The organism is Salmonella sp. NW884, from assembly GCF_051700745.1.
GTDB classification, from domain to species: domain Bacteria; phylum Pseudomonadota; class Gammaproteobacteria; order Enterobacterales; family Enterobacteriaceae; genus Salmonella; species Salmonella enterica.
On sequence record NZ_JAMMDE010000005.1, the window covers coordinates 139,879 to 158,150 of the forward strand.

The 18,272-nt window shown below is 50.5% G+C and carries 21 protein-coding genes and 3 tRNA genes; 19 read left to right on the top strand and 5 right to left on the bottom strand.

Translation table 11 applies throughout. The features are described from left to right. The first annotated feature begins 64 nt into the window (after positions 1-64). The 8 genes from fliB to sdiA all read left to right on the top strand — a co-directional run bounded on the left by fliB (position 65) and on the right by sdiA (position 7,276). Positions 65-1,270: a flagellin lysine-N-methylase gene (gene fliB / locus NA197_RS13130; RefSeq protein ID WP_023227468.1), complete on the top strand. Its 1,206-nt coding sequence runs from the start codon at positions 65-67 to the stop codon at positions 1,268-1,270. A 196-nt stretch (positions 1,271-1,466) separates the two neighbouring features. Next, positions 1,467-2,186: an RNA polymerase sigma factor FliA gene (locus tag NA197_RS13135; RefSeq protein WP_001087453.1), complete on the top strand. Its 720-nt coding sequence runs from the start codon at positions 1,467-1,469 to the stop codon at positions 2,184-2,186. 58 nt (positions 2,187-2,244) lie between these two features. Continuing rightward, a complete protein-coding gene (gene fliZ / locus NA197_RS13140) occupies positions 2,245-2,796 on the top strand; it encodes a flagella biosynthesis regulatory protein FliZ (RefSeq protein ID WP_000218080.1) in 552 nt (183 codons plus the stop codon). A 146-nt stretch (positions 2,797-2,942) separates the two neighbouring features. Next, positions 2,943-3,743, top strand: a complete 801-nt coding sequence (tcyJ, locus tag NA197_RS13145) for a cystine ABC transporter substrate-binding protein (RefSeq protein ID WP_000761634.1) — start codon at positions 2,943-2,945, stop codon at positions 3,741-3,743. A 153-nt stretch (positions 3,744-3,896) separates the two neighbouring features. Further along, positions 3,897-4,883 (top strand): D-cysteine desulfhydrase, encoded by a 987-nt coding sequence (gene dcyD, locus NA197_RS13150; protein ID WP_064043498.1) that lies wholly within the window; start codon positions 3,897-3,899, stop codon positions 4,881-4,883. A 20-nt stretch (positions 4,884-4,903) separates the two neighbouring features. Then, positions 4,904-5,572 carry a cystine ABC transporter permease gene (gene tcyL / locus NA197_RS13155; RefSeq protein ID WP_001158238.1) on the top strand — a complete coding sequence of 223 codons (669 nt, stop codon included), beginning with the start codon at positions 4,904-4,906 and terminating at the stop codon, positions 5,570-5,572. Continuing rightward, positions 5,569-6,321 (top strand): L-cystine ABC transporter ATP-binding protein TcyN, encoded by a 753-nt coding sequence (gene tcyN / locus NA197_RS13160; RefSeq protein ID WP_001273033.1) that lies wholly within the window; start codon positions 5,569-5,571, stop codon positions 6,319-6,321. The genes tcyL and tcyN overlap by 4 nt, the downstream gene beginning before the upstream one ends. Before the next feature lie 232 nt (positions 6,322-6,553). Next, the gene (sdiA, locus tag NA197_RS13165) at positions 6,554-7,276 is read left to right on the top strand and encodes a transcriptional regulator SdiA (RefSeq protein WP_064043499.1); all 723 of its coding nucleotides are present in this window, start codon (positions 6,554-6,556) and stop codon (positions 7,274-7,276) included. A gap of 66 nt (positions 7,277-7,342) precedes the next feature. Here the strand turns inward: sdiA and NA197_RS13170 are convergent, their stop codons facing one another. Beyond that, entirely contained in the window at positions 7,343-7,567 is a 225-nt protein-coding gene (locus NA197_RS13170) for a DUF2594 family protein (protein WP_000106483.1), read from the bottom strand. After that, positions 7,564-7,719, bottom strand: coding sequence for a hypothetical protein (locus NA197_RS13175; RefSeq protein WP_000546186.1), 156 nt, complete (start codon positions 7,717-7,719; stop codon positions 7,564-7,566). The genes NA197_RS13170 and NA197_RS13175 overlap by 4 nt, the downstream gene beginning before the upstream one ends. Before the next feature lie 311 nt (positions 7,720-8,030). Between NA197_RS13175 and uvrY the strand changes: the two genes are divergently transcribed. From uvrY to NA197_RS13225, 10 genes are all read left to right on the top strand, one after another. Continuing rightward, positions 8,031-8,687 (top strand): UvrY/SirA/GacA family response regulator transcription factor, encoded by a 657-nt coding sequence (uvrY, locus tag NA197_RS13180; RefSeq protein WP_000611323.1) that lies wholly within the window; start codon positions 8,031-8,033, stop codon positions 8,685-8,687. Then, positions 8,684-10,516 carry an excinuclease ABC subunit UvrC gene (gene uvrC / locus NA197_RS13185; RefSeq protein ID WP_001289464.1) on the top strand — a complete coding sequence of 611 codons (1,833 nt, stop codon included), beginning with the start codon at positions 8,684-8,686 and terminating at the stop codon, positions 10,514-10,516. Before uvrY ends, uvrC begins: the two co-directional genes overlap by 4 nt. Before the next feature lie 56 nt (positions 10,517-10,572). Continuing rightward, positions 10,573-11,121, top strand: a complete 549-nt coding sequence (gene pgsA, locus NA197_RS13190; protein ID WP_001160192.1) for a CDP-diacylglycerol--glycerol-3-phosphate 3-phosphatidyltransferase — start codon at positions 10,573-10,575, stop codon at positions 11,119-11,121. 151 nt (positions 11,122-11,272) lie between these two features. Beyond that, positions 11,273-11,348 (top strand) — tRNA-Gly (locus NA197_RS13195). 52 nt (positions 11,349-11,400) lie between these two features. Further along, a tRNA-Cys gene (locus NA197_RS13200) sits at positions 11,401-11,474 on the top strand. A gap of 11 nt (positions 11,475-11,485) precedes the next feature. Further along, positions 11,486-11,572, top strand: a tRNA-Leu gene (locus tag NA197_RS13205). 249 nt (positions 11,573-11,821) lie between these two features. Further along, positions 11,822-12,154, top strand: a complete 333-nt coding sequence (locus tag NA197_RS13210) for a hypothetical protein (protein WP_058216211.1) — start codon at positions 11,822-11,824, stop codon at positions 12,152-12,154. A 213-nt stretch (positions 12,155-12,367) separates the two neighbouring features. After that, positions 12,368-13,807: an SH3 domain-containing C40 family peptidase gene (locus NA197_RS13215; protein ID WP_077950673.1), complete on the top strand. Its 1,440-nt coding sequence runs from the start codon at positions 12,368-12,370 to the stop codon at positions 13,805-13,807. 212 nt (positions 13,808-14,019) lie between these two features. After that, positions 14,020-14,346, top strand: coding sequence for a glucose-6-phosphate dehydrogenase (locus NA197_RS13220; protein ID WP_000240837.1), 327 nt, complete (start codon positions 14,020-14,022; stop codon positions 14,344-14,346). A gap of 238 nt (positions 14,347-14,584) precedes the next feature. Continuing rightward, positions 14,585-15,250 (top strand): YecA family protein, encoded by a 666-nt coding sequence (locus tag NA197_RS13225; RefSeq protein WP_000781521.1) that lies wholly within the window; start codon positions 14,585-14,587, stop codon positions 15,248-15,250. Between the two features lie 74 nt (positions 15,251-15,324). On the opposite strand, the gene tyrP is transcribed toward NA197_RS13225, so the two are convergent. After that, complete coding sequence (tyrP, locus tag NA197_RS13230; RefSeq protein WP_001562965.1) at positions 15,325-16,536, bottom strand: tyrosine transporter TyrP; 1,212 nt, start codon at positions 16,534-16,536, stop codon at positions 15,325-15,327. 226 nt (positions 16,537-16,762) lie between these two features. Between tyrP and NA197_RS13235 the strand changes: the two genes are divergently transcribed. Beyond that, positions 16,763-17,002, top strand: a complete 240-nt coding sequence (locus NA197_RS13235) for a YecH family metal-binding protein (RefSeq protein ID WP_000377238.1) — start codon at positions 16,763-16,765, stop codon at positions 17,000-17,002. Positions 17,003-17,047: 45 nt separating this feature from the next. On the opposite strand, the gene ftnA is transcribed toward NA197_RS13235, so the two are convergent. Together ftnA and NA197_RS13245 are read right to left on the bottom strand one after the other, a co-directional pair. Further along, positions 17,048-17,545 (bottom strand): non-heme ferritin, encoded by a 498-nt coding sequence (ftnA, locus tag NA197_RS13240; RefSeq protein WP_000920613.1) that lies wholly within the window; start codon positions 17,543-17,545, stop codon positions 17,048-17,050. 239 nt (positions 17,546-17,784) lie between these two features. Then, positions 17,785-18,120, bottom strand: a complete 336-nt coding sequence (locus NA197_RS13245; protein WP_064043327.1) for a YecR-like lipofamily protein — start codon at positions 18,118-18,120, stop codon at positions 17,785-17,787. Positions 18,121-18,272: the final 152 nt, after the last annotated feature.

The window sequence follows — 18,272 nt, forward strand, 5'->3', positions numbered from 1 at the left end:
CACCGACACGTGGTACACAATCAAGGCAGCGAAAGCTGCCTTTTTTAATTCCGGAGCCTGTGTAATGAAAGAAATCACCGTCACTGAACCTGCCTTTGTCACCCACTTTTCCTGTTCTGGCTCGGCCTGCCGCGATCACTGTTGTAAGGGCTGGAAAATCACGCTGGATAAGACGACGGTCAAAAAGTATCTCGCCAGTAAAGACGCGACGATTCGTACCATCGCGCAAGACCATATTATCCTGCTGAAAAAGAACAACAGCCACTGGGGCGAAATTAAGCTGCCTTCGGCGCTGGGGAATTGCCCTTATCTGGATGAGGAACGTCTGTGCCGAGTACAAAAAACGTTAGGCGCAAAGGCATTAAGTCATACCTGTTCCTCTTTCCCGCGGGCGCATCATACCTACAAAAATGAGGTACGTAACTCCCTGAGTCTTGCCTGCCCGGAGGTGACGTCCCGCATTTTAAACGATCCTGACGCAATGGCGCTCGGCGAAAAAACAATCATTCAGCAGACATTCAATACTGCGCCGTTATTCCCAGCGCAGCAAAAGTTACTCAATCTGTTTTGCCTGAGTCTGATCAACCATGCCAACAGCAGTACGGAAGCCGCGCTCTATGCGTTGATTAAATTTGTCATGTATACGCAGAAATTTGCCAAAATTGATGATGCTGCGCTGGGCGAACTGGAACAGGTGTATGCCGCGTTACTTGAACAGTTGCAGACCGGCGTGCTGGCGCAGGAATTGATGAATATCGCGCCGGACAGCAAGGTAAAAACCTCGCTGGTATTGCAGATGCAGGACTATTTCCGCTCGCTCCCGCTTAGTCGTGGCAGTGTTATCCTCGATCACTATATCCAGTGTCTTCTGCGGGTGCTGACGGCGGAAGAGGGCGTTTCAATGGAGCAGAAGGTTAGCGATATTGAGTCCTCATTAGCGCGCTGTTTACAGGCGGATGAGCAGCAGAAGAACTGGGCCTTCAGAAATTTAATTCTCTATAAAATTTGGGAAAATAATTTCCCCAACCAGCCGAATGTCGACCCGTTACGCGCGCTGTATATTATCGTGGCGGAATATGCCTTTATTAAGCTATTAACGGCAGCCAGCGTGCATGAGCGCGGGCGGCTTGAGTGGGATGACGTTACCAATATTGTGTATAGCTTTCACTCCCGCAGCCAGCATAACAGCGAGGTGGCGGCGAATTTTCATCGCCATATAGAAACGGTGCGTACTGGCGACGATCTGTCGATGATTCATCTTCTGACATAGTTTTGTTCGGGGTGGGCTTTTGCGCATCCCGTTTATCCTATCTGGCTGATTTTATTCTGCTCTTTGAACCGCTAAAAAGGCGCTACAGGTTACATAAGTGAAATAACCCTTCTTTTATAGCCTTATTCCTTCGATAGAACCCTCTGTAGAAACGGATAATCATGCCGATAACTCATTTAACGCAGGGCTGTTTATCGTGAATTCACTGTATACCGCTGAAGGTGTAATGGATAAACACTCGCTGTGGCAGCGTTATGTACCGCTGGTGCGTCACGAAGCATTGCGCCTGCAGGTGCGATTGCCGGCGAGCGTGGAACTGGACGATCTGCTACAAGCGGGCGGCATCGGGTTATTAAATGCGGTCGACCGATATGACGCTTTGCAAGGAACGGCATTTACCACTTACGCAGTGCAGCGTATTCGTGGGGCGATGCTGGATGAATTACGCAGCCGCGATTGGGTGCCGCGTAGCGTCCGGCGTAATGCCCGCGAAGTGGCGCAGGCGATGGGACAACTGGAGCAGGAGCTGGGGCGTAATGCGACGGAAACCGAAGTGGCGGAACGTCTTGGCATCCCTGTTGCGGAGTATCGTCAGATGTTGCTCGATACCAACAACAGCCAACTTTTCTCTTACGATGAGTGGCGGGAAGAGCATGGCGATAGCATCGAACTGGTGACTGAAGAACATCAACAGGAAAACCCGTTACATCAACTGCTGGAGGGCGACCTGCGACAGCGGGTAATGGATGCGATTGAATCGCTGCCGGAACGCGAGCAACTGGTGTTAACGCTGTATTACCAGGAAGAGCTCAATCTCAAAGAGATTGGCGCGGTACTGGAAGTTGGCGAATCGCGGGTCAGCCAGTTGCATAGTCAGGCCATCAAACGATTACGCACCAAACTGGGTAAGTTATAGGTAGCGCATGATCGCACCCGAAAAGTGCCGCACAACGTATAGACTACCAGGAGTTCTCATGACGGTGCAGCAACCTAAAAGGCGGCCCTTGAGCCGCTATCTTAAAGACTTTAAACACAGCCAGACGCATTGCGCGCATTGTCACAAACTGCTCGACCGCATTACGCTGGTTCGCCGTGGCAAGATCGTTAATAAAATCGCTATTTCACAGCTGGATATGCTACTTGACGACGCTGCCTGGCAGCGGGAGCAGAAGGAGTGGGTGGCGCTGTGTCGCTTTTGCGGCGATTTGCACTGCAAAAAGCAGAGTGATTTTTTCGATATTATCGGTTTCAAACAGTATTTGTTTGAACAAACCGAGATGAGCCATGGCACGGTGCGGGAATATGTCGTGCGTTTACGGCGTCTTGGCAATTACCTCAGCGAGCAAAACATTTCCCACGATCTGCTGCAGGACGGTTTTCTCGATGAAAGCCTGGCGCCATGGTTGCCGGAAACCAGCACCAATAATTACCGTATCGCACTACGTAAATACCAGCAATATAAAGCGCATCAGCAGATTGCGCCCAGACAGAAATCCCCCTTTACCGCCAGTTCTGATATATATTAAAAAAGCATAAGATGTAGCAGAGTCGTGTTGGTGAAACGTGGCAAACCTTCTACATTAGGCTGAGTCCCCCAAAGGTTCGCGAGACGTGACGATGCGCCATGGCGGGACACAGTCTATGGTCATTAACGGCAATATTCGGGGTTACTATGAAATTAGCACTGCTGGGACGTCAGGCACTGATGGGAGTAATGGCTGTAGCGCTGGTGGCGGGAATGAGCGCGAAGAGCTTTGCCGATGAGGGTTTGCTGAACAAAGTTAAAGAACGCGGCACGCTGCTGGTAGGGCTGGAAGGTACCTATCCGCCGTTTAGCTTTCAGGGCGAAGACGGCAAATTAACCGGTTTTGAAGTCGATTTCGCCGAGGCGTTGGCAAAACATCTGGGCGTTAAAGCGTCGTTGAAGCCGACCAAATGGGACGGAATACTGGCGTCGCTGGACGCTAAACGCATTGATGTGGTGATAAACCAGGTCACGATTTCAGACGTCCGCAAGAAAAAATATGATTTCTCTACGCCTTATACTGTCTCCGGCGTTCAGGCGCTGGTGAAAAAAGGCAATGAAGGCACGATCAAAACGGCGGCCGATCTGCAGGGCAAAAAAGTCGGCGTTGGGCTGGGGACTAACTATGAAGAGTGGCTACGTCAACATGTGCAGGGCGTGGATATCCGTACTTATGACGATGATCCTACAAAATACCAGGATCTGCGCGTAGGCCGTATTGACGCGATTTTAGTCGATCGTCTGGCGGCGCTGGATCTGGTGAAAAAAACCAAAGGTACGCTGGCTGTCACCGGTGATGCGTTTTCGCGTCAGGAGTCCGGCGTTGCGTTACGTAAAGGCAACGAAGACTTGCTGAAGGCGGTAGATAACGCTATTGCGGAAATGCAAAAAGATGGCACCTTAAAAGCGCTCTCTGAGAAATGGTTTGGCGCTGACGTGACCCAATAATGCTCTACGTTGCCCGGCAGGCAGAGCGCCGCCGGGCAATATCAACCTCATACTATGTCAGCAAACGGAGGCGCGTGAATCGGCGCCTTTTTTATTTCCGTTGGATCAACGTGCATAATAAAAAGAACACACCACAACGTTACCGGAGGCTCAATGCCACTACATCACTTAACGCGCTTTCCTCGCCTGGAGCTTATTGGCGCGCCGACCCCGCTCGAATACCTGCCGCGATTGTCTGATTATCTTGGCCGTGAGATTTACATTAAGCGCGATGACGTTACGCCCATTGCAATGGGCGGCAATAAACTGCGCAAGCTGGAGTTTTTGGTGGCCGACGCGCTGCGAGAAGGGGCGGATACGCTGATAACCGCAGGGGCGATTCAGTCGAACCATGTCCGTCAGACGGCGGCAGTCGCGGCCAAATTGGGGCTGCATTGCGTCGCCTTGCTGGAAAATCCAATCGGTACCACTGCGGAAAATTACCTGACGAATGGTAATCGCCTGTTACTGGATTTATTTAATACACAAATTGAGATGTGCGATGCGCTGACCGATCCGGATGCGCAGCTGCAAACGCTGGCGACGCGCATTGAAGCGCAAGGGTTCAGGCCCTATGTGATCCCGGTCGGCGGCTCCAGCGCGCTGGGCGCAATGGGATACGTAGAGAGCGCCCTGGAAATCGCCCAGCAGTGTGAAGAGGTCGTCGGGCTCTCTTCGGTGGTGGTGGCCTCCGGCAGCGCCGGAACGCACGCCGGGTTAGCTGTCGGGCTGGAACATCTGATGACGGATGTCGAACTGATTGGCGTGACCGTTTCACGTTCTGTCGCCGAGCAGAAACCCAAAGTGATTGCCTTGCAGCAGGCTATTGCCGGTCAGCTGGCGCTGACGGCGACGGCGGATATCCATTTATGGGATGACTATTTTGCCCCGGGTTACGGCGTGCCAAATGACGCGGGGATGGAGGCGGTGAAACTGCTGGCGAGCCTGGAGGGGGTGCTGCTGGATCCGGTATATACCGGTAAAGCGATGGCGGGTCTGATAGACGGCATCAGCCAGAAACGCTTTAACGATGACGGGCCGATTCTCTTTATTCACACCGGTGGGGCGCCTGCGCTGTTTGCCTACCATCCTCATGTATAACCTCCAGGTAATCAACGCGAATGCAAGAAAGTATCCAACTGGTTATTGAATCGCTGCCGTATTTGCTTAAAGGCGCCGTCTTTACCCTGCAACTGAGTATTGGCGGTATGTTTTTTGGTCTGCTGCTGGGATTTGTGCTGGCGCTGATGCGGATGTCTCCGTTATGGCCGGTTCGCTGGCTGGCGCGCTTTTATATCTCGATTTTTCGCGGTACGCCGCTTATCGCTCAGTTATTTATGATCTATTACGGCCTGCCGCAATTTGGGATTGAGCTGGACCCTATCCCGGCGGCGATGATTGGTTTATCGCTCAATACCGCGGCTTACACGTCCGAGACGCTGCGCGCGGCGATCTCGGCTATCGACAAGGGACAATGGGAAGCGGCGGCGAGCATTGGCATGACGCCGTGGCAAACGCTACGTCGCGCTATTTTGCCGCAGGCGGCTCGCGTCGCGCTTCCGCCGTTGAGCAACAGCTTTATCAGCCTGGTGAAAGATACGTCGCTCGCCGCGACGATTCAGGTGCCGGAGTTGTTCCGCCAGGCGCAGTTAATTACCTCGCGAACGCTGGAGGTGTTTACCATGTATCTGGCCGCGTCGTTAATCTACTGGGTAATGGCGACCGTCTTATCGGCACTGCAAAACTATTTTGAAAACCAGCTTAACCGCCAGGAGAGAGAGCCAAAATGAGTGCGATCGAAGTCACCAACCTGGTCAAAAAATTTCATGGTCAAACAGTGCTGCACGGTATCGACCTTGAGGTAAAGCCCGGAGAAGTCGTCGCCATTATCGGCCCGAGCGGCTCAGGGAAGACAACGTTATTACGCTGCATTAACCTGCTGGAACAACCGGAAGCGGGTACCATTAAAGTGGGCGATATTATCATCGATACCGCCCGCCCATTCAGCCAGCAAAAAGGGTTGATTCGCCAGTTACGTCAGCATGTCGGCTTTGTCTTTCAGAGTTTTAACCTGTTCCCGCATCGTACGGTGCTGGAAAATATCATTGAAGGTCCGGTGATTGTAAAGGGAGAGCCGAAAGCCGAGGCGACGGCGCTGGCGCGGGAACTGTTAGCCAAAGTCGGGTTGGCCGGTAAAGAGACCCGTTATCCGCGCCGCCTGTCGGGCGGGCAACAGCAGCGCGTGGCGATTGCACGCGCGCTGGCGATGCGCCCGGAAGTGATTCTGTTTGATGAGCCCACGTCGGCGCTTGATCCTGAATTAGTCGGCGAGGTGCTTAATACGATTCGCCAGCTGGCGCAGGAAAAGCGCACGATGGTGATCGTTACTCACGAAATGGGCTTTGCGCGTGACGTGGCTGACCGGGCAATATTTATGGATCAGGGGCAAATCGTTGAGCAAGGGCCGGCGAAAACCTTGTTCGCCGATCCTCAGCATCCGCGTACCCGCCAGTTCCTTGAGAAATTTTTAGTGAAATAATACCTTTTCAACGCTCGCCCGAATTAGCCGTGCCTCGGGCGAGCGCAATGAATAATTATGAAGTCATTCTGCCAGATTATTAACCTCGCTCTCAGGCGGAAACCAAAAAACTGTAATGCCGCTCAAGTATTCTACGTTTCGTCCGATATTTCTTATATATAAACACTATTTATGTGTTAATTTAAGTCATTCATAATAATGATTATCAATATCAAAGGCGTGACCATAAAATATGCAGGAAAATGATTTCTTCACCTGGCGACGCGCAATGTTGTTACGCTTTCAGGAGATGGCGGCAGCAGAGGATGTTTATACTGAATTGCAATATCAGACACAGCGGCTGGAATTTGAGTATTATGCCCTGTGTGTTCGTCATCCCGTTCCCTTTACCCGGCCTAAAATATCGCTTCGTACCACTTATCCTCCGGCGTGGGTAACGCATTATCAGTCCGAAAACTATTTCGCGATCGATCCGGTATTAAAGCCGGAAAATTTCAGACAGGGTCATTTACATTGGGATGACGTGCTATTTCATGAAGCGCAGGCGATGTGGGATGCCGCCCAGCGTTTCGGATTACGCAGAGGCGTAACCCAGTGTGTGATGTTGCCGAACCGGGCGCTGGGCTTTTTATCTTTCTCTCGTAGCAGTTTACGCTGCTCCTCGTTTACCTACGATGAAGTGGAGCTGAGGTTGCAACTGCTGGCGCGGGAGAGTCTTTCGGCGCTGACAAGATTTGAAGACGACATGGTGATGGCGCCTGAGATGCGTTTCAGTAAACGTGAGAAAGAGATTCTGAAGTGGACGGCGGAAGGGAAGACCTCATCGGAGATCGCCATTATTCTGTCGATTTCTGAAAATACCGTTAACTTCCATCAGAAAAACATGCAGAAGAAATTCAATGCGCCAAATAAAACAAAGATTGCCTGCTACGCTGCGGCGACAGGTCTGATATGACGTGCTGACGATGCTTCGCGCCAGACGCGAAACCGGCTGAAAGCGATGCTAACAGCCGGTTTTTTACTACTGGCGGTAAGCCTGTTTAATTTGCTTAACCGTACTGGAAAATACCGCCGCTTGTGCTTCATCATCCATTTGCGCGATCTGTTTTTCCATTTTAAGAATCACGCGCCCTGCATCGGCCTGGCCCATCGCCTGCAGCATCAGCGTTAACATGGCTTTCAGGCAGTTGACTTCAGTAGCCAGTTCTTGATTATTCTCAGCGGTGGAAAAATCAGGCGTACTCATTTATTTTCCTCGTTATGTTTCAGTGAAAATGTGCGATAGCAGATGTTAAGGCGGCGGAGTATACCATAAGCTACGCTAAAAATAGCAGTGGTTGTTTTTTGATCAAAAAGCGGAGGGGTTACCCACAAAATAAACGTTGCCGCGTGATGCATATATTTTCTTCATTCTTTGTTTATTACGCGTATTTTACTCGTTAATTATTGTTACAAAGTTGATTCCCTAATTAGTGTTTAGACAGCGGAACGTGAAATTTTTGTCACCATTATGAAATAGCAGCCCGGGACAGCGCCGTCAGAAGGGGCTACAACGTTGGCAGTTGCCACATGACGTACAACATAATTTCCAAAAACGAGAGCAAAATCGAATACCCGGTGTTTTTTTACGTTTCAAAGTTGAGATAAAACCAGCTAATATAAGGGCGATTAACTATCAGTAGCGTTATCCCTATTCTGGAGATATTCCTTTGATCAACGTTCTTCTTGTTGATGACCACGAACTGGTGCGCGCAGGGATACGACGCATTCTTGAAGATATAAAGGGCATTAAAGTTGTCGGTGAAGCGTGCTGCGGAGAGGATGCGGTAAAATGGTGCCGTACTAACGCCGTTGACGTCGTGCTGATGGATATGAACATGCCCGGTATTGGCGGCCTTGAGGCGACGCGTAAAATTGCCCGATCGACAGCGGATATCAAAGTGATCATGCTGACCGTCCATACGGAGAACCCGTTGCCCGCCAAAGTGATGCAGGCTGGCGCAGCTGGCTATCTCAGCAAAGGCGCTGCGCCTCAGGAGGTGGTGAGCGCTATTCGTTCGGTGTATTCCGGACAACGTTATATCGCCTCCGATATCGCTCAGCAGATGGCGCTCAGTCAGATTGAGCCTGCAAAAACGGAAACGCCGTTCGCCAGTTTGTCTGAACGCGAGTTGCAGATTATGCTGATGATCACCAAGGGTCAGAAGGTCAATGAGATTTCAGAACAGCTGAATCTCAGTCCTAAAACGGTGAACAGCTATCGCTATCGTATGTTCAGTAAATTAAACATTCATGGTGATGTTGAGCTGACTCACCTGGCAATCCGCCATGGCCTGTGTAATGCGGAGACGTTAACAAGCCAGTGAGTGAAATATTTGACGCAAAGGCGTTTTTGAAAACTGTTACCAGCCAACCCGGTGTCTATCGTATGTATGACGCCGGCGGTACGGTTATCTATGTCGGTAAAGCAAAAGACCTGAAAAAGCGTCTTTCCAGCTACTTTCGCAGCAACCTGGCTTCGCGTAAAACCGAAGCGCTAGTTGCGCAAATTCAACACATTGATGTCACGGTAACACATACCGAAACGGAAGCGCTGCTGCTTGAGCATAATTACATCAAGTTGTATCAACCGCGTTACAACGTGTTGTTGCGTGATGATAAATCCTATCCTTTTATTTTTCTGAGCGGCGATACCCATCCGCGTCTGGCGATGCACCGTGGCGCCAAACATGCGAAAGGCGAGTACTTCGGCCCATTTCCTAATGGCTATGCCGTGCGGGAAACGCTGGCGCTGTTACAGAAAATTTTCCCTATCCGCCAGTGCGAAAACAGCGTATATCGCAACCGCTCGCGTCCTTGCCTGCAATATCAGATTGGCCGCTGTTTAGGCCCCTGCGTTGCAGGACTGGTCAGCGAGGAGGAGTATGCGCAACAGGTGGAGTATGTCCGGTTGTTTTTGTCCGGTAAGGACGACCAGGTCTTAACACAGCTGATTGCCCGGATGGAAAAGGCCAGCCAGGATCTGGCATTTGAAGAGGCGGCGCGTATTCGCGATCAGATCCAGGCGGTACGCCGGGTCACGGAAAAACAGTTTGTCTCCAATGCGGGCGACGATCTCGACGTTATCGGCGTGGCTTTTGATGCGGGTATGGCCTGTGTGCATGTGCTGTTTATTCGCCAGGGTAAGGTGCTGGGCAGCCGCAGCTATTTTCCAAAAGTACCTGGCGGTACGGAACTGGGCGAAGTGGTGGAAACCTTTGTCGGGCAGTTTTACCTGCAGGGTAGCCAGATGCGCACGCTACCGGGCGAGATACTGCTCGATTTTAATCTGAGTGATAAAACGCTGCTGGCCGATTCGTTGTCGGAACTTGCCGGACGGCGTATTCATGTCCAGACAAAACCGCGCGGCGATCGCGCCCGTTATCTCAAGCTGGCGCGGACCAACGCGGCAACGGCCTTAATCACTAAACTCTCGCAGCAGTCCACCATCACGCAGCGTTTGACCGCGCTGGCGGCGGTATTAAAACTTCCTGCGATCAAGCGGATGGAATGTTTTGACATCAGCCATACCATGGGGGAGCAAACGGTCGCATCCTGTGTGGTATTTGACGCTAACGGGCCGTTACGCGCCGAGTATCGTCGTTATAATATCGCGGGCATCACGCCGGGTGATGACTACGCGGCGATGAATCAGGTGCTACGTCGGCGTTATGGCAAGGCCATAGAAGAAAGTAAAATTCCGGATGTTATTCTGATCGACGGCGGAAAAGGGCAGCTCGCCCAGGCGAAAGCCGTTTTCGCTGAGCTGGATGTCCCCTGGGATAAGCATCGTCCTTTGCTGCTTGGCGTCGCCAAAGGCGCGGACAGAAAGGCCGGTCTGGAAACACTCTTTTTTGAACCGGAAGGCGAGGGGTTTAGCCTGCCGCCGGACTCGCCGGCGCTGCATGTTATTCAGCATATTCGCGATGAGTCGCACGATCACGCGATCGGCGGGCACCGTAAAAAACGCGCGAAGGTTAAAAATACCAGTACGCTGGAAACTATTGAAGGCGTTGGGCCTAAACGTCGCCAGATGCTGCTGAAATATATGGGCGGTTTGCAAGGACTACGTAACGCCAGCGTAGAAGAAATTGCAAAAGTGCCGGGTATTTCGCAAGGTCTGGCAGAAAAGATCTTCTGGTCGTTGAAACATTGAGGCCACTGTAGCAACATAGGGGTAATTTCACTGACAACAGATAGTTACCCGTCACTATGCAATTTAATATCCCTACGTTGCTCACGCTGTTTCGCGTCATCCTGATTCCATTCTTTGTCGTGGTGTTTTATTTGCCGTTCGCCTGGGCGCCGATGGTCAGCGCGCTGATTTTCTGTATTGCCGCGATTACCGACTGGTTTGACGGCTTTCTGGCGCGACGCTGGAACCAGAGTACGCGTTTCGGCGCTTTCCTCGACCCCGTCGCCGACAAGGTGCTGGTGGCGATCGCCATGGTGCTGGTCACCGAGCATTATCATAGCTGGTGGGTGACGTTACCTGCGGCGACGATGATAGCCCGCGAAATTATTATCTCTGCTCTGCGTGAATGGATGGCGGAGCTGGGCAAACGCAGTAGTGTAGCGGTCTCCTGGATCGGTAAAGTCAAAACTACCGCGCAGATGGTGGCGCTGGCGTGGCTCTTGTGGCGTCCGAATATCTGGGTAGAGTATGCCGGGATCGCGCTTTTCTTTGTCGCAGCGGTGCTAACATTGTGGTCCATGTTGCAATATTTGAGCGCTGCACGTGGAGATTTGCTTGATCAGTGATCGTTTCGCCGCAAATTTCAGCAAACGATCGTGAGTGACGAAAAATATCGTTGACTCAGTGCGTCAGGTAAGTAGAATGCAACGCATCGAACGGCAGCACTGATTGCCAGACGATAACAAAATCAAGTGATTAACAAAGTTGCTTGATACTGCGGGAATAGCTCAGTTGGTAGAGCACGACCTTGCCAAGGTCGGGGTCGCGAGTTCGAGTCTCGTTTCCCGCTCCAGTTTAAAAGCATTGGCGTAAAGCGGATGCTGGCTGAAAAGCAAAAAAAATTTGGCGCGTTAACAAAGCGGTTATGTAGCGGATTGCAAATCCGTCTAGTCCGGTTCGACTCCGGAACGCGCCTCCAATTTTTCCCGAGCCCGGATGGTGGAATCGGTAGACACAAGGGATTTAAAATCCCTCGGCGTTCGCGCTGTGCGGGTTCAAGTCCCGCTCCGGGTACCATGGGAAAGACAAGAATAATCAAAGCAATAAGCAGTGTCGTGAAACCACCTACGGGTGGTTTTTTTGTGCCTTCAGTTTGTATGGCCAACCGCGAGCGTGAACTTTCCAGCGCGATACACAGTAAAAACATCGGTAGCGGCATTTCTGCCAGTACAGCAGTTATGTGCTACCGACCCGCAAGAACTTATGGCTGGTAAATACTAAACGTCGGGTAAATCAGCCGATAAAATCCATTAATCTCTATAAAAAATGCTGATATGTTTTATGCCTGCTTTATTAAAGAGAGTAGGTCTGCCAGTGAAATATACCGATAATGCAAAATTATTTATTAGCTTCATTAATATTGGGATTGTAGGTTGCGCTTTGCTACTTTTTTTTATTTTGTATGAGCCTGAGAGTGCAATCGTAACCTACTCTCTTCCAGGTGAGCTTTCCTCTTCGACATGTGATGCACATAATTTTATTGGCTACGTCGATGCAAATGACTTTGCAGAGTATATAAAAAAAGTAGAACTGACGCGCTACAGTATGTATTGTCTGAAAAAAACAGGGGCGGGTCAGTGGAGTATTTATGCAAATTAAACGAGTATATAACTGTTCAGGGGTATTTTCTGCACAATTTAATTAAAGGTAGATAGCGAACTAATATTCATCATAAGGTAATGTGATCCGCATCATGCTTTAATCACGTTTTGCAATATTGTCTTAATAACAGGTCAACTACAGATAATTTCGGGTTTTCGTGAATGGCGGTTTTGGTCAGTCTCTATATTATGCTTTCCCCGCTTTACGGAGATGATGATGCAAAAGAAAACCTGGGCCGTTTTATTGATACCATTGTGCCTCACCGCTTGCCACCAGACGACCAACCGATCAACAGCCAAAGATGAAATTCTCACAGGGAGCTATATTGACCCGACAAAAACACGCTTTCCGTTAGCGGATTATTCACAGTCGGTTGATAAATGGATACCTCCGGACTCGGCTGATTACACTATTCCGGTTATTGATAGTGCTACCCAACAACGCTACTTTAACGCACTAAAATCTCATTATTTCGGAATGGACAGTGAAGCGCACTCGCCGTGGAATGATTTTTATATTACCGCATTGCTGAAAAAAAACGCAGCACAGGCCCGGGATGCCAGTATTAAGCAGTTTCTTAGCGACGGCAGTACTTATTGGGGGGAAAACTTCAGACTTTATACCTCTCGCTGGAAAGAGGAGGTTAGAGGGAATACGGATACGCAGATTGACAATATCTATCATGCCTCCCGGCGAGGCATTATGGTCAGGGAAAGTTTAGTCAGAGCGCTGCCAACGGACGACCCGCTCTTTAACGATCCCCGTCAGGCGGGCGAGGGGTACCCGTTTGATAATTTACAAATGTCTTCGCTGCGTCCCGGTACGCCGGTCTATACGCTGACGAAGAGTAAAGACCAACGCTGGCAATATGTCGTTTCACCAGCGGTAACTGGCTGGGTTCATAGTGAAGATATTGCCAGTACGGATCAGAAATTTATAACACAGTGGGTTTTGCTCGCTCACAAGCAACTGGGGGCATTTATCAACGCGCCGGTTTCTGTCCATGCCGCAGGCGTCTATTATTTCACCGGGCGACCGGGCACTATTTTACCGTTCCGACATCAACGGGCGGGCCAGTTCCTGATTGCGGCGCCAGTTCGCGGCAGCAACGGTCGCGCGTTTATCCATTGGGTCTGGCTAAGCGGTAACGAGTTTACGGCTATGCCGTGGAAAATGACGCCGGAAAATATCGCCGTGCTAATGAAAGCAATGCACGGCGCCCCCTACGGTTGGGGAAATTTTAACTTTTATAATGATTGTTCAGCCGAAGTCCGCAGCCTGTTAATGCCGTTTGGCATATTCCTGCCCAGACATTCATCCGCGCAGGTAGAGTCTGCTGGACGGGTGGTCGATCTTAGTCATAAAAGTCCCCAAATGCGGATCGATTATCTCACCAGATACGGAAAGCCGTTTACTACGCTGGTCTATATTCCAGGGCATATTATGCTGTATATCGGTAACACAACCATGAATGGGCAGGTTGTGCCGATGACTTATCAGAATATCTGGGGATTGCGCCCAAACCATGCTAATAGCCGGAGCATTATCGGTGAGGCAGTATTTTTGCCGTTACTGCGTTTTTATCCTGAAAATCCTGAGCTGATATCGCTGGCTGGTAAGGTTCTGTTTAAGCTTGGTTATATAGAATAGGTTGACAAACTGTGTTATCGCGGAAGATATGATTAAGGCAACCGTGCTCGTGGATATAAAGAGAGTATCCCTGTAAACTGTGTCTGAAAAAAGTATGCGCTATAGTGCGGGCTGTTTATTTGAAATACTATCTGGAGCTGATTCTGGATGTGATTATGTGCCTCACACATTGAAGTGAGAGTTATTGTTGGCGGTATCTGGCTGGAGGCTGGGTGGTAAAAAGACGTAATTTATTGCATTTTAATAACGGTGCCCGGTCGGAGCGCGATCTTGGGGATCTGGTCACTAAAGTTTTTGAGAAAGCGGCGAAAAAAGAACCGCAACCGCTATACACATTTAGCCTGCCGTTGCTGAGTGTGCAGGATGAGATCCGTGTTTACTGTAAGAAAAAAAATATCAAAATAGGGTACGATACGCTGTTTATGGAAATAACCTTTTCTGCTGACAGAGAAGCGGTAGACGAACTCATTAAACACTTTTTTACTGAAAATAAACTCTATTTGAGAGGGCGGTTTTATCTGTCCGCGGCGGTGGTATAAGTTAGCATGAGTATAATATAGCGAGAAACCCATCTCTCGCTTTTGTGTGGGGCGAGCGCTTCCTGGCGGAAAATCTGCGCCCTGATCCTCCTTTTGTGCGTTAACTTCCGGAATCCTCCTCATTTCGTGTTAATCTAGCCCCTGATGGTTGCCATCCAAACTGCCTGCAAAAAAATTATTTTTATCCGCTGCAATGTAAGAGGCCTACAGGCGGAAGTCATCACTGAGGAAAAGCGTTATGAAAATGGAACCATTAAACGAGAACGAGCTGGAATGGCTGGATGATGTGCTGACGAAATACAATACCGATCAGGCCATTTTGGATGTCGCGGAGCTGGACGGTCTGATTACTGCGGTACTAAGTTCTCCACGTCCCATCGAGCCGGAACAGTGGCTGGTCGCGATATGGGGGGGACCCGCGTACGTACCGCGCTGGACATCTGAAAAAGAAATGACGCGATTTATGGATCTGGTGTTCCAGCACATGGCGGACACAGCCGCCCGGCTTGAAGACTATCCAGAACAGTTCGAGCCGCTGTTTGGCCTGCGAGAAGTTGATGGCCATGAATTAACGATTGTTGAAGAATGGTGCTTTGGTTACATGCGCGGAGTGTCGCTGTCCGACTGGTCTGACTTGCCGGATACGCTAAAACCGGCGCTGGAAGCGATTGCCTTACACGGCACGGAAGAAAACTTTGCGCTGTTGGATAAAATGAGCCCGGAAGCGTTCGATAAAAGCGTTGACGCTATCCGTATCGCGGCGCTTGAGCTGCATGCCTGGTGGATGGCGCATCCGCACACGACGCCGCTACAGATGCCGATAAAAGCAGAGGTGAAAGTGGGGCGTAACGATCCTTGTCCATGCGGGAGCGGCAAAAAATTTAAGCAGTGCTGCCTGCATTAATGGCTCGTAAACGGCCATAGCGTGATGATTATCGAGCCTGGACGGCGTCCGGGCCCGGTAATCTTTGCCTGGCATTAACCTGGATCGGGCAGAAACCCCAGTGCGATCGAAAACTGGACGCCAATCACGACAATGCCGCAGATAAACACCAGCGCCAGCGCTGGGGTGCCGCCTGCCACACGATATCCCGCCTGAGGGCTCTGTTTACGGCACTGCCAGACCAGCATAGCAGGGATGAGCAGTGCCAGCACTGCCAGCGCTACGCCGGCATAGCCTAATGCCATCACAAATCCACGTGGGTAGAAAAGCGCAAACGCCAGCGGCGGCAGAAAGGTAATCAGCCCGGTTTGCAGACGTCCGGACACCGTACTGCGGCGCTGGAATAGATCGGCCAGGTAATCAAATAATCCTAGCGCTACGCCCAGAAAAGAGGTCGCCAACGCCAGATCGGCGAACAGGTGGACCGCCAGTTCGACATGTGGCGAAGCGACCACTTCTCTGAGCGCCTGCAGCAGGCCATTTAACCCGGCATGGCTGGCTAGTAGCCCTCTGAATGTCGGCGAGTCGATACTTCCCAGCGTGGCGAGCTGCCAAAAAATATAGGCCACTAACGGAATGGCGCTACCCGTCATAAAGACCCAACGCAGCCGGCGAATATTGCCGTTCATATAACTCACAATACTCGGCACGCTTCCGTGAAAACCAAACGAGGTGAAAATGACCGGTATGGCGGATAACGCCAGCCCCTGCTGTAAAGGAAGCGTAAGAAGATTTACTTTATGAATATGTGGCGTGAGCAACGCAAGCATGATGACCAGAAAAATGATCTTCGCGCTAAACAGGAAGCGGTTAAAAAGGTCGACCAGCGAGGTGCCCACACATACCACCCCACCGGCAACAAAGGTGAACAGCAGTACTCCGGCAGCGGGCGAGAGCGTGGCGCCAAGCCAGTTATTAATACTGGATGCCAGTAATTCTCCGGCTCCGGAAATGTAGGCGGCGGTGAGCGCATACATTAAGAACATCATACTGAATCCCGTAAGCCACTGTCCGTAACGTCCAAGATAGCGTTTTGCCAACGAGCCCAGCCCGGTATCCGCCGGAACGTGTTGATATACCTCCAGTAATAGTAGCGCGGTATAACACATCAGCGCCCACAGACCAATCAACAATCCCAGCGTGACGCTGAAACCAACGCCAGCCGCTGCCAGCGGCATTGCCAGCATCCCGGCGCCGATAGTGGTGCCTGCCACGATAAAAATACTGCCCAGAGTTCTGTTTTTCACGCTTTCTACTACCCCGGTAACAAAGAACGGTGATATCCGCGGCGCAGGGTAAGGCATTACGCTATTTTCGTCAAATGGTCGTTACAATGGGTGTACTGTAAAATTTACAGTTCCGGGCATAAAAACGAAAATGGGAGGAGACGCGGACAACCGCCGCAAACCTGCGCTAGCGCAAAGTCGCTCGCACAAGGACACATTAGGCTACGAGTTTTATTCAGGAGGGGTTATGGATTCTATTCACGGTCACGAAGTACTCAACATGATGATTGAGTCTGGCGAGCAGTACACGCATACCTCGCTGGAGGCGGCAATAAAAGCGCGCTTTGGCGAGCGGGCACGATTTCACACCTGTTCAGCGTCAGATATGACGGCGGCGGAACTGGTCGCGTTTCTGGCGGCGAAAGGAAAGTTTATTGCCGTGGAGGACGGTTTTTCAACGCATGAGAGTAAAATCTGCCGCCATTAATACGCCACGGTGAGAGCTCGTCTCACCGTGTAAGGACGTGTTGGATTAATTTTGCGTATCCAGGGTGGAGAGTTCTTTATCAATGAAATAAAGCCCTTCGCCGCTTTTTCCCGCCAGCGTTAATTTATCAATAATAGATTTGAATAATTTTTCTTCTTCATGCTGTTCTGCCACATACCACTGCAAGAAATTAAATGTCGGATAATCCTGGCTGGTCATTGCGGCATGAGCCAGTTCATTAATTTTTTGCGTAATAAGCTGCTCATGCTCATAGGTCGCGCGGAACAGTTCATCCAGCGAGGTGTACTCAGCGAAGGGCGAAGAAACGGTATGAATGCGCGGCAGGCTTCCGGTATCGGTAAGGTAGTCAAACAGGCGCTGCATATGCGTCATCTCTTCTTGCGCATGGCGACGAAGAAATGCGGCCGCGCCTTCAAAACTGTGATAGCTGCACCACGCGCTCATTTGTTGATAGAGCAGGGAGGAGTACAACTCCAGATTCATTTGCTCATTCAGTTTGTCGATCATTTCTGTTTTCAGCATGGTTCCGCTCCACAAATAGCAAAAGATATACAGTAATGTGGCGCCACTATAATTTGTTATTTTATTATTTGCAAAAGGTAAAATATTAAATTTAATTATTAAAAATACGAATGGGAATAAAACGCATTAACGCCAGTGTATAGGGTATAAAAATAAAGGAAAGCCAGCATCTTCATGCTGGCAATAGCGACCCTGCACTCTCCTCCATTGTACATGGTGTCGGCGTTAAGCCAGCCGCCTTAATAATAAAGCGGCATGATTTGCGGGACGGCAACGCCCCGGCACTGCCAGGAGAGGGTAAATCGGGTGTTCAGACACAACGAGCCCGCATAAATGCTACAGGTTCCTACCGGCTGACCAAACGAAACGGCATTGGCATAGCCCATCTGCTGGCATTCGCGTGTTGCGGTCCCGTGAGATACATAGTCATCTGTCCGTGAAGTAAAAAATAGCGGCTGGTTATACGTCAGGCGCACGATGCCGCTTATCGGGCTGGCTTCGCTGACCTGCGCTTGTCGAGTAATGGTGCATCCCGTCAGGGCTAGCAGTGAAAGAGTAAAAATAAGAGGCTTCATAAAATCGCTCCGACAATTCGGTATCAGACCATGCTACCTCGTGTCTTGCACCGTCAATGGCTGGAATAACTTACGGATTCGCCTTGATTAAAGGTAACGGCAGGAGGTTTACAGCGGGAACAGAAAATGTGTGAGCGTCTCTTCATTTAATG

Coding starts and splice junctions, on each gene's coding strand:
- fliB (WP_023227468.1), top strand. CDS start 65: ATGAAAGAAATCACCGTCACTGAACCTGCCTTTGTCACCCACTTTTCC.
- fliZ (WP_000218080.1), top strand. CDS start 2,245: ATGACGGTGCAGCAACCTAAAAGGCGGCCCTTGAGCCGCTATCTTAAA.
- tcyJ (WP_000761634.1), top strand. CDS start 2,943: ATGAAATTAGCACTGCTGGGACGTCAGGCACTGATGGGAGTAATGGCT.
- dcyD (WP_064043498.1), top strand. CDS start 3,897: ATGCCACTACATCACTTAACGCGCTTTCCTCGCCTGGAGCTTATTGGC.
- tcyL (WP_001158238.1), top strand. CDS start 4,904: ATGCAAGAAAGTATCCAACTGGTTATTGAATCGCTGCCGTATTTGCTT.
- tcyN (WP_001273033.1), top strand. CDS start 5,569: ATGAGTGCGATCGAAGTCACCAACCTGGTCAAAAAATTTCATGGTCAA.
- sdiA (WP_064043499.1), top strand. CDS start 6,554: ATGCAGGAAAATGATTTCTTCACCTGGCGACGCGCAATGTTGTTACGC.
- NA197_RS13170 (WP_000106483.1), bottom strand. CDS start 7,567: ATGAGTACGCCTGATTTTTCCACCGCTGAGAATAATCAAGAACTGGCT.
- NA197_RS13175 (WP_000546186.1), bottom strand. CDS start 7,719: ATGCATCACGCGGCAACGTTTATTTTGTGGGTAACCCCTCCGCTTTTT.
- pgsA (WP_001160192.1), top strand. CDS start 10,573: ATGCAATTTAATATCCCTACGTTGCTCACGCTGTTTCGCGTCATCCTG.
- NA197_RS13210 (WP_058216211.1), top strand. CDS start 11,822: ATGCTGATATGTTTTATGCCTGCTTTATTAAAGAGAGTAGGTCTGCCA.
- NA197_RS13215 (WP_077950673.1), top strand. CDS start 12,368: ATGATGATGCAAAAGAAAACCTGGGCCGTTTTATTGATACCATTGTGC.
- NA197_RS13225 (WP_000781521.1), top strand. CDS start 14,585: ATGAAAATGGAACCATTAAACGAGAACGAGCTGGAATGGCTGGATGAT.
- NA197_RS13235 (WP_000377238.1), top strand. CDS start 16,763: ATGGATTCTATTCACGGTCACGAAGTACTCAACATGATGATTGAGTCT.
- ftnA (WP_000920613.1), bottom strand. CDS start 17,545: ATGCTGAAAACAGAAATGATCGACAAACTGAATGAGCAAATGAATCTG.
- NA197_RS13245 (WP_064043327.1), bottom strand. CDS start 18,120: ATGAAGCCTCTTATTTTTACTCTTTCACTGCTAGCCCTGACGGGATGC.